The following is a 13,083-nucleotide window of genomic DNA, read 5'->3' on the forward strand; positions in this document are numbered from 1 at the left end:
GGCGTAGCCCATGAACGTCTCGCGCCCCTTCATCGAACGCCCGGTGGCCACCACGCTGTTGATGGTGGCGGTGCTGTTGTTGGGCCTGCTGGGTTATCACTTGTTGTCAGTGTCGGCGTTGCCGGAGGTGGATTACCCGACCATTCAGGTGTTCACCCAATACCCCGGCGCCAGTCCCGAGGTCATCAGTTCATCGATCACTGCGCCGCTGGAACGCCAGCTCGGCGAGATGCCGGGGCTCAAGTCGATGAACTCCACCAGCTCCGACGGCGCCTCGGTGGTGACCCTGCAATTCGATCTGTCGTTGTCTTTGGATGTCGCCGAGCAGGAAGTGCAGGCCGCGATCAACGCCGCCGGCACCTTCCTGCCGGCGAACCTGCCGTACCCGCCGGTGTACAGCAAGGTCAACCCGGCCGATGCGCCGGTGCTAACGCTGTCGCTGACCTCCGATGTGTTGCCGCTGACCAAGGTTGAAGACCTCGCCGACACGCGGCTGGCGCAAAAATTTCGCAGATCACCGGCGTCGGCCTGGTCACCCTCAGCGGCGGTCAACGCCCGGCGGTGCGGGTCGAGGCCAACACCTCGGCGCTGAACAGTCTGGGCCTGTCCCTCGATGACCTGCGCACTTCGCTGGGCACGGCCAACGTCAATCAGGCCAAGGGCAATATCGACGGCAAATATCAGGCGTATTCCATTGGCACCAACGACCAGTTGCAGTCGGCCGAGGAGTACCGCGATCTGGTGATCGCCTACAAGAACGGCGCGCCGATTCGCCTGTCACAGATCGCTTCGTCGACCCAGGGCCCGGAGAACCCCCGGCAAGCGGCGTGGACCGACAGCACCCCGTCGATTGTCCTGAATATCCAGCGCCAGCCCGGGGCCAACGTGATTGATGTGGTCGACCGCGTGCAACAACTGCTGCCCAAGCTGCGTGCCAGCCTGCCGGCGACGCTGAAGGTCAACGTGCTCACCGACCGCACGCAAACCATCCGCGCCTCGGTCACCGACGTGCAATACGAACTGGCGGTGGCGGTGTTGCTGGTGGTGATTGTGATTTTCCTGTTCCTGCGCAACGTGGCGGCGACGATCATCCCGGCGGTGACCGTTCCGCTGACGCTGGTCGGCACCCTGGCGGTGGCCTACGCGGTGGGGTTTTCGCTGAACAACCTGACGCTGATGGCGCTGACTATCGCCATCGGTTTCGTGGTCGATGACGCCATCGTCATGATCGAAAACATCACCCGCTACATCGAGGCCGGCGACTCGCCGATGCAGGCTGCGCTCAAGGGCGCGGAGCAGATCGGCTTCACCATCATTTCGCTGTCGGTGGCGCTGATCGCGGTGATGATTCCGCTGCTGTTCATGGGCGATGTAGTGGGCCGGCTGTTTCGCGAATTCGCCATGACGGTGGCGGTGACCATTGTCATCTCGGCGCTGATCACCCTGACCCTGACGCCGATGATGTGTTCGCGGATGCTCAAGCACAAACACGAGGAACGCCGGGTCGATTTCTTCGACCGGGTCAACGGCTATTACGTCAAAGGCCTGGATTGGGTGCTGCTGCATCGCGGGCTGACGCTGATCTCGGTGGTGCTCACCGGGTTGCTGACGCTGCTGATCATCGTGGTGATGCCCAAGGGCTTTTTTCCCGAGCAGGACACCGGGCTGATCCAGGGCATTTCCCAGGCCTCGCCGGGCATTTCCTTCCAGCAGATGCAGAGCGAGCAGCAGCGGTTGGCTGCGCGGATTCTCAAGGACCCGGCAGTGGCGAGCCTGTCTTCGTTCGTCGGCATCGACCAGACCAACCCGACAATCAATCAGGGCAACCTGCTGATCAACCTCAAACCCCACGGCGACCGTGACAGCAGCGCAGCGGTGATTCGCCGGCTCTCCGACGCCAATGCCGACGACGCCGGAATTCGCCTGTACCTGCACAGCGTGCAGGACCTGACCCTGGACGCCACCGTCTCGACCACCAGTTACCGCCTCGGCCTGCAAGCCACTGACCCGGGCGAACTGGAAACCTGGACCAACAAGCTGCTGGCGGCGATCAAACAGGACCCGATGTTCACCGACGTGCAAAGCCAGGCGATGCAGTTCGGCAATCAGATCCAGCTCAACTTCGACCGCGCCACGGCATCGCGTCTGGGCATCACGCCGCAAGCCATCGACGATGTGCTGTACGACGCCTTTGGCCAGCGTCAGGTGTCGACCATCTACACCCAGCTCAACCAGTATCACGTGGTGATCGCCACCGACCATCCGCCGCACAATCTGGCGGATCTGTTGACTGGGCTCTACGTCGACATTCCCGGCGGCGGGGTGGCGCCGCTGTCGAGCATGGCGACGATGCAGGTGATTCGCTCGCCGGTAACCATCAATCGTCTGGGGCAGTTTCCCTATGCCGATGTCTCGTTCAACCTCGCCCCCGGCCAGACCCTCGGCGCGGCGGTGACGCGGCTCAAGGACATCGAGGCCAAGGCCGGTTTGCCGCTGTCGGTGCAGGCCAATCTGGAAGGGGCGGCGGCGACGTTCGAGGCGTCGTTGTCCAATCAGGTGTTTCTGGTGCTCGCGGCGATCATCGTGGTGTACCTGATGCTGGGGATTCTCTACGAGAGCTTCGTGCACCCGGTGACGATTCTCTCGACCCTGTTGTCCGCCGCGCTCGGCGCATTGCTGGCATTGCTGATCACCGGCACGCAGTTCGACATCATCGGCTTGATCGGCATCGTGCTGCTTATCGGGATCGTGATGAAGAACGGCATCATGATGGTCGACTTTGCCCTGGAGCTGGAACGCAAGGGCGGGCTCGATCCGGTGGCGGCGATCCGGCAGGCCGCCGAGCTGCGATTCCGGCCGATTCTGATGACCAGCATGGCTTCCTTGTTCGGCGCGGTGCCGCTGGCGCTGGGCACCGGGATCGGCTCGGAGCTGCGCCATCCGCTGGGAATCGCGATCATCGGCGGCTTGTTGCTTAGCCAGTTGCTGACGCTGTTTTCGACCCCGGTAATTTTCCTTGCCATGCATGGCCTGGAGCAGCGCTTCACCCGGCGCCGTCCAGCGGCGGCCGAGGCCTTGCGCGATGAACCTTAGCGCGCCGTTCATCCAGCGTCCCATCGCCACCACGTTGCTGGCGGTCGGGCTGGCGCTGTTTGGCGTATTGGCGTTCAACCTGCTGCCGGTGGCGCCGTTGCCGGAAGTGGACTTCCCGACCATCAGCGTGCGTGCCTCGTTGCCCGGTGCCGACCCGAGTACGGTGGCGTCGTCGGTGGCGACGCCGCTGGAACGCCAGTTCGGGCAGATCGCCGGGGTCACTGAAATGACCTCGTCCAGTTCGCTGGGAGCGACCCGCATCACTTTGCAGTTCGACCTCAATCGCGACATCGATGGCGCGGCGCGGGACGTGCAAGCGGCGATCAATGCGGCGCGCAGCAGCCTGCCGAGCGATCTGTCCGGCAACCCGACCTACCGCAAGGTCAACCCGGCCGACTCGCCGATCCTGATCCTCAGCCTTACTTCCGATTCGGCGACCCGTGGCCAGATGTACGACGTGGCCTCGACCCTGCTCGAACAGCGGCTGTTGCAGACCACTGGCGTCGGCGATGTCACGGTGGGCGGCGCGGCACTCCCAGCGGTGCGCATCGAGCTCAATCCGGACCGGCTCAATCGCTACGGCGTCAGCCTGGAACAGGTGCGGCAGGTGATTCAGGCGTCCAACGTCAACCTGCCCAAAGGCACGGTGTCGGTCGGCGATCAGTCCTATGGCCTGAAGGCCAACGACATGCTCTATCAGGGCAGCGATTACGGGCCGTTGGTGGTCAAGCAGCGCAACGGCGATCTGGTGCGCATCTCGGACCTGGGCGACGTCACCGAGGATGTCGAAGACCTGCGCAACTTCGGCCTGTCCAACGGCAAACCGGCGGTGCTGCTGGTGGTGTTCAAGCAGCCCGGCGCCAATGTCATCGATACCGTGGATGCGGTGAAGGCCGACTTGCCGTTTTTGCAGAGTTCGATCCCCTCGGCGATCAAGATCAACATCCTGATGGACCGCACCACCACCATTCGCGCCTCGCTGCACGACGTGGAAGTGACCCTGCTGATTTCGATCGCGCTGGTGACGCTGGTGACCTTCGGCTTCTTCCGCGACTGGCGCAGTACGCTGATCCCGGCCATCGTCGTGCCGCTGTCGCTGCTGGGTACTTTCGGTGCGATGTATTTTCTCGGCTACAGCCTCAACAACCTGTCGCTGATGGCGCTGACCATTTCCACCGGGTTTGTGGTGGACGACGCGATCGTGGTGGTCGAGAACATCATGCGACATCTGGAGAAAGGTGAAAGCCGTGTGCAAGCCGCACTGGCCGGGGCGCGGGAGGTGGGTTTCACGGTGATGACCATCAGCGTGTCGCTGGTGGCGGTGTTCATTCCGTTGCTGCTGATGGGCGGGGTGGTCGGGCGGCTGTTTCGCGAGTTTTCGATTTCGCTGTCGGTGGCCATCGTGATTTCGATGCTGGTGTCGCTGACGGTGACGCCGATGCTCGCCAGCGTGCTGCTGCGCACTCAACAGCAGAGCGGCAACGGCGACGATCATCCGGATTCGTACTTTCACCGGTTCTACGACCGCACGCTGGGTTGGGTTGTCGAGCATTCGTTCCTGATGGGCCTGCTGACGCTGCTGGTGATCGTGCTGGCGTGCGTGCTGTATGTGCTGGTGCCCAAGGGTTTCTTTCCGCAGGAAGACACAGGGCGCATGTCCGGCAGCATCATTGCGGCGCAGAGCATTTCCTTCGGGGCGATCCAGTCGAACTTCAGCGAGATCAATAAAAAGGTCTTGAGCAATCCGAACGTGGCGACCGTCGGCGGGTTTGTCGGCGGCGGTGGCGGGATCGGCGGGGCGGTCAACAGTGCGCAGTTGTTCATCACCCTCAAGCCGCTGGCGGATCGCAAGGACGGCGCCGATCAGGTCATCGGCCAGATTCGCCACACCCTCGGCGACATGCCCGGCACGCGCCTGTATCTGCAATCGGCGCAGGACATCACGGTCGGCGGGCGGCAGAGCGGGGCGCAGTACCAATACACGATGACCGCCGACGACCAGAGCACCCTCGACGAATGGGTGCCGAAAGTCGTCGCGGTGCTGCACGGCTTGCCGCAATTGACCGATGTGAACACCGATCAGCAGGACAACAGTCTGATGTCCAGCGTGACGGTCAATCGTGACGCTGCCGCCCGGCTCGGGGTCAGCATGTCGGCCATCGACCAGACGCTGTATGACGCCTTCGGTCAGCGTCAGGTGTCGACCATCTACCGTTCCGCCAACCAGTACCACGTGGTGATGGAAGTGGCGCCGGCTTACTGGGCGTCCCCGGCGACCCTGAAGAACATTTACGTGCCGGTCGGCACCGCAGCGGTCACGACCAAGGGCGCTGCGGCGGCGCCGAACCTGAGTGCCACGGCCTCGCAAGCGCTGGTGCCGCTGTCGGCGCTGGCGGATTACTCCGTGGGGCGCACGGCGATTTCGATCAGTCATCAAGGCACTTTTCCGGCGGTGACCGCCTCGTTCAACCTGGCGCCGGGCGTCTCCATCGGCCAGGCAACGGCGCTGGTGGACAACGCGGTGAAACAGCTGCGCATGCCTGCCAGTGTGGTCGGCCAGTTTGCCGGGACGGCGCAGGTGTTCCAGTCTTCGGTGGCCAGCGAGCCGTTGCTGATCGTTGCGGCACTGCTGTCGGTGTACGTGGTGCTGGGCATGCTCTATGAAAGTCTGGTGCACCCGTTGACGATCCTTTCAACGTTGCCGTCGGCCGGTGTCGGCGCGCTGATCGCCTTGCTGCTGACCGGCACCGAACTGTCGATCATCGCGCTGGTGGGGGTGATTCTGCTGATCGGGATCGTGAAGAAGAACGCGATCATGATGATCGACTTCGCCATCACCGAGCGCCGCGAATTCGGCCTGAGCGCCAAGGACGCGATCCGCCGCGCCTGCCTGATCCGCTTCCGGCCGATCATGATGACCACGCTGGCGGCGATTCTCGGCGCACTGCCGCTGGTGCTGGGCAGCGGTTATGGCTCGGAGCTGCGCCGGCCGTTGGGGATTTCGATCATTGGCGGCTTGCTGTTCAGCCAGTTGCTGACGCTGTACACCACGCCGGTGATCTACCTTTGGCTGGACCGGGCGTCGCAGCGCCTGAAGCGTAAGGAGCGATAAATGAAACGTCGCCTGTTTCCCGTGGGTGCCAGCCTTGTGCTGAGCCTGTTGCTGAGCGGTTGCATGGTCGGCCCGGACTACCACAAGCCTGCGATTGAACTGCCGGCTTCGTTCAAGGAAGGCACGCAATGGCAGCGCGCCCAGGCCAATCCGCAGGGTGCACTGAACAGCCAATGGTGGCGGGCCTATCAGGATCCGGTACTCAACGATCTGATCGAGCGCTCGGCCAAGGCCAACCAGTCGATCATCGGCGCCGAGGCGGCGTATCGGCTGGCGCAGGCGCAAGTGGCGTCGAGCCGTGCCGGGTTGTGGCCGACCGTGGGCGTGGGATTGTCCGGCGCTCGCGGTGTCGGCGGCGGTGCCAGCGGCAGCACCACCAGCGGTTTGACCGGTAGCAGTGGCAGCACCGTCGAACAAACGGTCAGCGCCACCCTGACCGCCAGTTGGGAGCCGGATCTGTGGGGGCAGGTGCGGCGCGGTATCGAGTCGAGCCAGGCGTCGCTGCAATCCTCCGACGCATTGCTGGCCGGCGTGCGGCTGTCCATCGGCGCCAGTGTGGCGACCAACTATCTGGGGCTGCGGCAACTGGATATCGACATCGACCTGTTGCAGCAACAACAGGCCATCAATCAGCAACTACTGACGATGATCCAGGCGCAAACCGTTCAGGGCACGGCGACCAACGATCAATTGCTGGTGGCGCAGGATCAGCTCAGTACGGTGATCACGGCGCTGCAAACCGCGCAGCGTTCGCGGGAGCAGGCCGAACATGCATTGGCGGTGCTGGTGGGTATGGCACCGGCGCAGTTCGATCTTCCCAGGGCCGCTGACTATCGCTTCACGACGCCCATGCCGCCGCCGGTGCTGCCGTCGAATCTGTTGCTGCGTCGACCTGATGTGGTATCCGCCGAACGTCTGGCAGCAGCGGCGAACGCGCGGATCGGCGTGGCCGAAGCGGCATTCTTTCCGACTCTGAGCCTGACCGCCGAAGGTGGCTTTCGCGGTACGGCGCTGGGCGGTCTGTTCTCCGTGCCCAACCGCATCTGGACCCTCGGGCCGGCACTGGCGGAAACCATTTTCGACGGCGGTGCCCGCGAAGCGGCAAAGCAGGAAGCCGAGGCCACTTACGATCAGGACGTGGCCACGTATCGCGGCACGGTGCTCGGGGCGTTGCAGAACGTCGAAGACAATCTGTCGGCGATCAATCACCTGCACATTCAGGCGCAAGCTTTTGATCAGATGTTCCAGCGCAACCAGCAGTTGTTCGGCAGTCAGCAGGCGCAGCAGCGGGCCGGCACCGTCAGCCAGCAGGCGGTGCTGACACAGCAACTGGTGTTGTTGCAGGCCGAGCAGAATCTGCGCGATACCCAGGGTTTGCTCGGTCAGGGCAGTGTCGCGCTGTTCCAGAGCCTGGGCGGTGGCTGGCAGGTGCCGTAGCCTCTCGCTCCCTTGAGTGGCGCACGGTATGCTGCGCGCACTTTTTTACACAGGGAAGCCTGACCCATGGCAGGAAGCAGTTTGCTGGTGCTGATCGACGACATCGCCACCGTTCTGGACGATGTCGCATTGATGAGCAAAATGGCCGCCAAGAAGACCGCCGGGGTGCTCGGCGATGACCTGGCGCTCAATGCCCAGCAAGTCTCGGGCGTACGCGCCGAACGGGAAATTCCCGTGGTGTGGGCGGTGGCCAAGGGCTCGTTCGTCAACAAGCTGATCCTGGTGCCGTCGGCGCTGGCGATCAGTGCGTTCGTGCCGTGGCTGGTGACGCCGCTGCTGATGGTCGGCGGCGCCTACCTGTGCTTCGAGGGTTTCGAGAAACTCGCGCACCCACTGCTGCACGGCAAGGATGAAGATCAGGCCGGGCATGCACAGCTGACCGAAGCGGTGGCTGATCCTGCGACCGATCTGGTGGCCTACGAGAAGGACAAGATCAAAGGCGCGATCCGCACCGATTTCATCCTCTCGGCGGAGATCATCGCCATCACCCTCGGCACCGTGGCCGAGGCTTCGCTGACCCAGCAAGTGATCGTGATGTCGGGCATCGCCGTCGTCATGACCGTGGGCGTCTACGGCCTGGTGGCCGGCATCGTCAAACTCGATGACCTCGGCCTGTGGCTGACCCAGAAGCCCGGCGCTGCGGCGAAACGCATCGGCAACGCCATCCTGCGCGCCGCACCGTACATGATGAAAGGCCTGTCGGTGATCGGCACGGCGGCGATGTTCCTGGTCGGCGGCGGCATCCTGACTCATGGCGTACCGGTGGTGCATCACTGGATCGAGAGCGTTGCCGCAGTGGCGGGCAGCGCCGGGTTTGCAGTGCCGGTGTTGCTGAATGGCGTGGCAGGGGTTGTGGCGGGGGCGGTGGTGCTGGCTGTTGTGTCGGTCGTCGGCAAGCTCTGGAAAGCGCTGAAGGGCTGATTTCCTGCTCAATAAAAAAGGCCATTCGATTTGCATCGAATGGCCTTTTTTGTGGCTGCCGGTTTACTCGGCGATCTGCAGCTTGCGCGATTCGGTGTACACGTAGCGCACCTTTTCGTACTCGAACGGCGAGTTCATCTGGCCGTAGCGGAAGCGGGTCTGGTAGCGCTTGTCGACCGCACGCAGCGCCCAGATTTCCGGATGGTTTTCGCTGACTTTCGACACGTTCAGGTAGTTGATCGCCGATTCGGCGGTGTAGTCCACGGCCAGGCCGGCGGTGTCGCGGATGTTCGACGGGCCGAGGATCGGCAGCACGAAGTAGGCACCGCCCGGTACGCCGTAGAAGCCCAGGGTCTGGCCGAAGTCTTCGTTCTGGCGCGGCAGGCCCATGGCGGTGGCCGGGTCCCACAGGCCGGCGATGCCGATGGTGGTGTTGAGCAGCAGGCGGGCGGTGGTTTCCATCGAGCGTTTGCCCTTGAACTGCAGCAGGCTGTTGACCAGGTTCGGCACGTCGCCGAGGTTGTTGAAGAAGTTGCTCACACCGGAGCGCACGAAACCGGGCGTGACGTAGCGATAACCATCGACCACCGGCAGGAACACCCATTGGTCGAAACGGTAGTTGAAGTGGTAGACCCGGCGGTTCCACGACTCCAGCGGGTCATACACGTTCAGTGCGTTGAGGGTCGAGCGCTCGAACTCGCGCTGGTCCAGGCCCGGGTTGAACTTGAGTTTCGACAGCGGCTCCTTGAAGCCGTCACTGTCGATCACCACCGGTGCGTTGGCTTTGCTGTTGTCGGCCTGGGCCACGCCTGCACAGAGTAACGCTGCAAACAGCAGGAGATATTTAGCCACGGAAGAACTCCAGCATGGCGTCGCTGTTGACGCGATAGTTAAGGTTGCCGCAATGGCCGCCCAGTGGGTAAACCGTCAGGCGATCGCCGAAGGTCTTGCGCAGGAAACCGAGGTCGCCAGGGCCGAGGATCACGTCGTCGGCGTTGTGCATCACGGCGATTTTCGGGCTGTCGTGCAGGTAATCCTTGAGGGCGTACAGGCTGACCTGATCGATCAGTTGCAGCAGGCTGCCGCCGTCGGTGCGGGCGCGCCACATCGGGATCACCTGCTCGGTCAGGTAGCAGTCGAAGTCGCATTGCAGCGCACGCTTGAGGAACGGCGTGAGGCTGGTGCCTTCGGTGATCGGGAATTTCGGCGGGGTGATCAGACCGCGACGGTTGATCAGGTCCGAAGTGAAGGCGATGTCCGCCGCCGAGAAGCGGAACGAGGTGCCGATCAACATCGCCATCTGCTCGTTGCTCAGGTGCTGCTTGGACTGCTGGAAGTCATAGAGCAGTGCATCGTTGAGGTCGATGTAGCCTTTCTGCTGGAAGTAGCGGGTCAGCTTGGCCAGCACCAGTTCATAGAACGTGGTGCTGTTGTTGATGCCCTTGACCTCGGTCTGCACCAGCTTGTCGAGGTTGGTGATCGAGGTGTACAGGTTGACCGGCGGATTCAGCAGCAGGACTTTCTTGAAGTTGAAGCTGCGGCGGGTTTCGTCCAGGTGAGCGACGAACGCTGCGTCCAGCGCACCGAGGCTGTAGCCGCTGAGGTAATAGTCGGTGACCGGCACTTTCGGGTTTTGCGCGCGCACGGCCTGCATCACCCGGTACATGTCTTCGGCGTCTTCCTTGGTCACGCCGGGAGTGGCGAAACGCGAGGCGGCGCTCATGAAGTCGAAACTGGTGGGGGAGGACAGCTGCACCACGTGGTAGCCGGCCTTGTAGTAGAGCTTTTTCAGGTATTCGTTGAGGCTGCTGTCATACCGCGCGCCGGTTCCGGCAATCAGGAAGATCAGCGGGGCTGCCTTGTCCTGGGTGGCGATGCGATAGGTGAGTTTTTTCACTGCCCAGAAGTTGTCCGGCAGGATGAACTCGCGCTCCGGACGCAGAGTGACGCTGCGGTCGGTCTGATTGATGTCGTCGTCCGACGGCAACTCCGGACGCAGGTCCGGCGGCGTGGTGGCGATGGTCGCTTCGAACGGGTTGGTCAGCGGATAGCCGTAACTGGCGGCGTCTATATCCACCGCCAGCGCGGACGCACTCAGGATAAGGCCGCCAAACAGGGCGGCGAAGCGCAAGGATCGGAGCATGAGTGAATCCCTTAAAGGAAGGTGCCGAATGAGGTTCGCAGGCTATGACCACTGGGTTAGCGCCAAAGTGCCATGCATCGGCACCAATCAGACGGAATTCGGGGTAATAGTAGCCGGACGATACACTTTGCGCGGATCGAATGACCAGTTAAGAGTTGTTAGTTCTTGCACACGGCTGGCAGGCGATTAAGCTGGCCGCCGATTTCATCGTTTGGAGTGTTCCATGTCCCGCCGCTTGCCCGTGATTCTGCTGCTCGTTCTGTTGCCGTTATGGCTGGCCGCCAGTTATGGCGCGCGTTATGGCTTCATGGAGGACGCGCAATGGGTGGGCATCTGCGTTGACGAGGCGAGTCGCTGGGAATGCTCGGTGCGCTCGAACCTGGGCCTGATGATTCATTTCCAGATGCTCGGCTGGGCGGCGGTCGCGGCTGCCGTGACCGGTTTTGTCGTGCCGGGACGGGCAGGGTGGTGGCTGGCGGTGCTGGCGCTGGTGTTCGGGTTTCCGGCGCTGGCGTTGTACAACACCACGCTGGCGGTGTTTGCGGTGGTGATTGCCGGGTTGCGGTTGGTTCGGGAATCCCGCGTCGCCAACTGACTGGTAGTGCTGCATCGCGGGCTAGCCCGCGATGCTTTTAGTTACTGAAGATCAGCGGTTGCGAACCCGAAGGCAACGCCACAACGCGGCCACCATCAACCCGCTGACCAGCGCCCAGCCCCAGGCCTGCTGATTCTGCAGGCCTTCACGGAACAGCTGCGGCGCAATGCAGGCACCGATGATGAAGGTCAGCAGGGCAATTTCCCGGCGGGCCACCGGCACCGGGCGGCACAGGTAAACCAGTGCCGGCAGAATGAACGCCGCACTCGCGAAGCTGCGATAGCGCGGATCGAACACCATCTCCAGCACCATTACCGCTGCCGCAAAACCGGCCGCTGCAACCAGCCAGCCGGCTTGTCGTTCGAACGCATTGAAGGTGCGTTCACGCCAGCCGCTGCGGGCGCTCAAGGTCAGCGCGGCGTGCGCCAGCACCAGCAGATTCAACACGGTCAGCAAGCCGACCCACACCCATTCGCTGGCGAAGCGCGTGGTCAGCCATGCCAGGTTGGCCCAGGCGCCGATCGAGCAAGCGGCGAGGGCGCCAAGCAATGGCAGCACCAGCGCTGAACCCGTGGTGCGAACCCGACCGCCAAGCACCAGCGTGCCGAGGAAAATCAAACCGCCGATTGCCAGCCAGCGCGACCAGTCAGGCACGTTCGACACCGGCCCGGCCAGCACGCCTTTGTCCTGGCGATCCGCATCGAACAGCCCCCAATAACCGCCAACCGCGCCTTCACTGCCGCGCTTCCACGGCTGGTCGAAGGCTTCGATCAGGTTATAGCGCCAGCCCTGCTGTTCGGCCAAAGTGACAAAACCACGAATAAATCTGGCTTCGTTGACCCGGCTCGGCAGCGCGGTCTCCGCTGGCGGCCTTCGCTCGGCCAGCCGGTTTCGCCGATCATCACGTCCTTGGGTGCGAACTTGTTGCCGAACACCTGGCGCACATCGGCCACGTGTTGCAGGGCAGCATCGATGTTCGAAGGATCATCTTCCCAGTACGGCAGCAAATGAATGGTCAGGAAGTCCACCGCCGGCGCGACTTCCGGGTGCTTGAGCCAGAACTCCCAGACATCGGCGTAGGTCACCGGCTGCTTGATATGGCTTTTGACCTTGTTGATCAGCTTCGCCAGTTGCGCACCGGTGACTTCCTTGCGCAGCAGGGCTTCGTTGCCGACGATCACCGCGCTGACCACATCCGGGTTGGCGTTGGCCGAGGCGATCAGCAGATCGACTTCTTTCTCGGTGTCCACCGGGTTGCTGTTGACCCAGGCGCCGATCATCAGCTTCAAACCATGCTTGCGTGCCAGTTCCGGCAGGGCTTCGAGGCCGGTCATGGAATAGGTGCGGATGCATTCGAAGCGGGTGGCGAGCAGGGCGAGGTCGGCGTCCATGCGCTCCGGGCGCAGTTTGAACGGCACGTCGAACGGCGACTGATCCTTGTCGAACGGCGTGTAGGAGGCGCATTGCAACTTGTGGGTCGGGGTGGCGACGTCCGGCAGGATCACCGGTTTGCCGAGGCCGTACCAGAAGCCGCAAAGCGCAAACAGGCCGAGCAGGCAGGCGAACAGATAAGGAAGAAAAGGGAAGCGGGAGGATGCGGACATGGTCAGGCCGAGTGGCTGCAAAGCGACGCATGTTACCTGCATTTATAGAGGGGTTGGTGGCCTGCATGCTTTTGACATGCAAAGTTCGGGCGGATTGTCTGGCGTCAAATATTCAGAC

6 protein-coding genes and 2 pseudogenes are annotated in these 13,083 nt (G+C 62.9%); 5 read left to right on the forward strand and 3 right to left on the reverse strand.

Annotated elements, in window-relative coordinates:
- Window positions 1-10: 10 nt before the first annotated feature.
- The 4 genes and pseudogenes from R1A29_RS07595 (at window position 11) to R1A29_RS07610 (ending at window position 8,623) form a co-directional block, all read left to right on the forward strand.
- Window positions 11-3,093 (forward strand): annotated as a pseudogene (locus tag R1A29_RS07595) (efflux RND transporter permease subunit).
- The gene (locus R1A29_RS07600) at window positions 3,083-6,205 is read left to right on the forward strand and encodes an efflux RND transporter permease subunit (RefSeq protein WP_438301073.1); all 3,123 of its coding nucleotides are present in this window, start codon (window positions 3,083-3,085) and stop codon (window positions 6,203-6,205) included. The pseudogene R1A29_RS07595 and the gene R1A29_RS07600 overlap by 11 nt, the downstream one beginning before the upstream one ends.
- Entirely contained in the window at window positions 6,206-7,642 is a 1,437-nt protein-coding gene (locus R1A29_RS07605; protein WP_438301074.1) for an efflux transporter outer membrane subunit, read from the forward strand. It abuts the gene before it with no gap.
- Window positions 7,643-7,708: 66 nt separating this feature from the next.
- Entirely contained in the window at window positions 7,709-8,623 is a 915-nt protein-coding gene (locus R1A29_RS07610) for a DUF808 domain-containing protein (RefSeq protein ID WP_438301075.1), read from the forward strand.
- A 63-nt stretch (window positions 8,624-8,686) separates the two neighbouring features.
- Here the strand turns inward: R1A29_RS07610 and R1A29_RS07615 are convergent, their stop codons facing one another.
- Together R1A29_RS07615 and R1A29_RS07620 are read right to left on the reverse strand one after the other, a co-directional pair.
- The gene (locus tag R1A29_RS07615; protein WP_438301076.1) at window positions 8,687-9,475 is read right to left on the reverse strand and encodes an MlaA family lipoprotein; all 789 of its coding nucleotides are present in this window, start codon (window positions 9,473-9,475) and stop codon (window positions 8,687-8,689) included.
- Window positions 9,468-10,766: a serine/threonine protein kinase gene (locus R1A29_RS07620; RefSeq protein WP_085710535.1), complete on the reverse strand. Its 1,299-nt coding sequence runs from the start codon at window positions 10,764-10,766 to the stop codon at window positions 9,468-9,470. Before R1A29_RS07620 ends, R1A29_RS07615 begins: the two co-directional genes overlap by 8 nt.
- A gap of 223 nt (window positions 10,767-10,989) precedes the next feature.
- Here R1A29_RS07620 and R1A29_RS07625 point away from each other — a divergent pair, with 223 nt between their 5' ends.
- Window positions 10,990-11,361, forward strand: coding sequence for a hypothetical protein (locus R1A29_RS07625; protein ID WP_438301077.1), 372 nt, complete (start codon window positions 10,990-10,992; stop codon window positions 11,359-11,361).
- A 51-nt stretch (window positions 11,362-11,412) separates the two neighbouring features.
- Here R1A29_RS07625 and R1A29_RS07630 read toward each other — a convergent pair.
- A pseudogene (locus R1A29_RS07630) lies at window positions 11,413-13,007 on the reverse strand (beta (1-6) glucans synthase).
- Window positions 13,008-13,083 lie beyond the last annotated feature (76 nt).

It is taken from the genome of Pseudomonas sp. NMS19W (genome assembly GCF_051554255.1).
Lineage (GTDB): Bacteria > Pseudomonadota > Gammaproteobacteria > Pseudomonadales > Pseudomonadaceae > Aquipseudomonas > Aquipseudomonas kribbensis.

Bases quoted from the DNA above. Each gene is read 5' to 3' on its own strand.
- R1A29_RS07600 (WP_438301073.1), top strand. From the start codon at position 3,083: ATGAACCTTAGCGCGCCGTTCATCCAGCGTCCCATCGCCACCACGTTG.
- R1A29_RS07605 (WP_438301074.1), top strand. From the start codon at position 6,206: ATGAAACGTCGCCTGTTTCCCGTGGGTGCCAGCCTTGTGCTGAGCCTG.
- R1A29_RS07610 (WP_438301075.1), top strand. From the start codon at position 7,709: ATGGCAGGAAGCAGTTTGCTGGTGCTGATCGACGACATCGCCACCGTT.
- R1A29_RS07620 (WP_085710535.1), bottom strand. From the start codon at position 10,766: ATGCTCCGATCCTTGCGCTTCGCCGCCCTGTTTGGCGGCCTTATCCTG.
- R1A29_RS07625 (WP_438301077.1), top strand. From the start codon at position 10,990: ATGTCCCGCCGCTTGCCCGTGATTCTGCTGCTCGTTCTGTTGCCGTTA.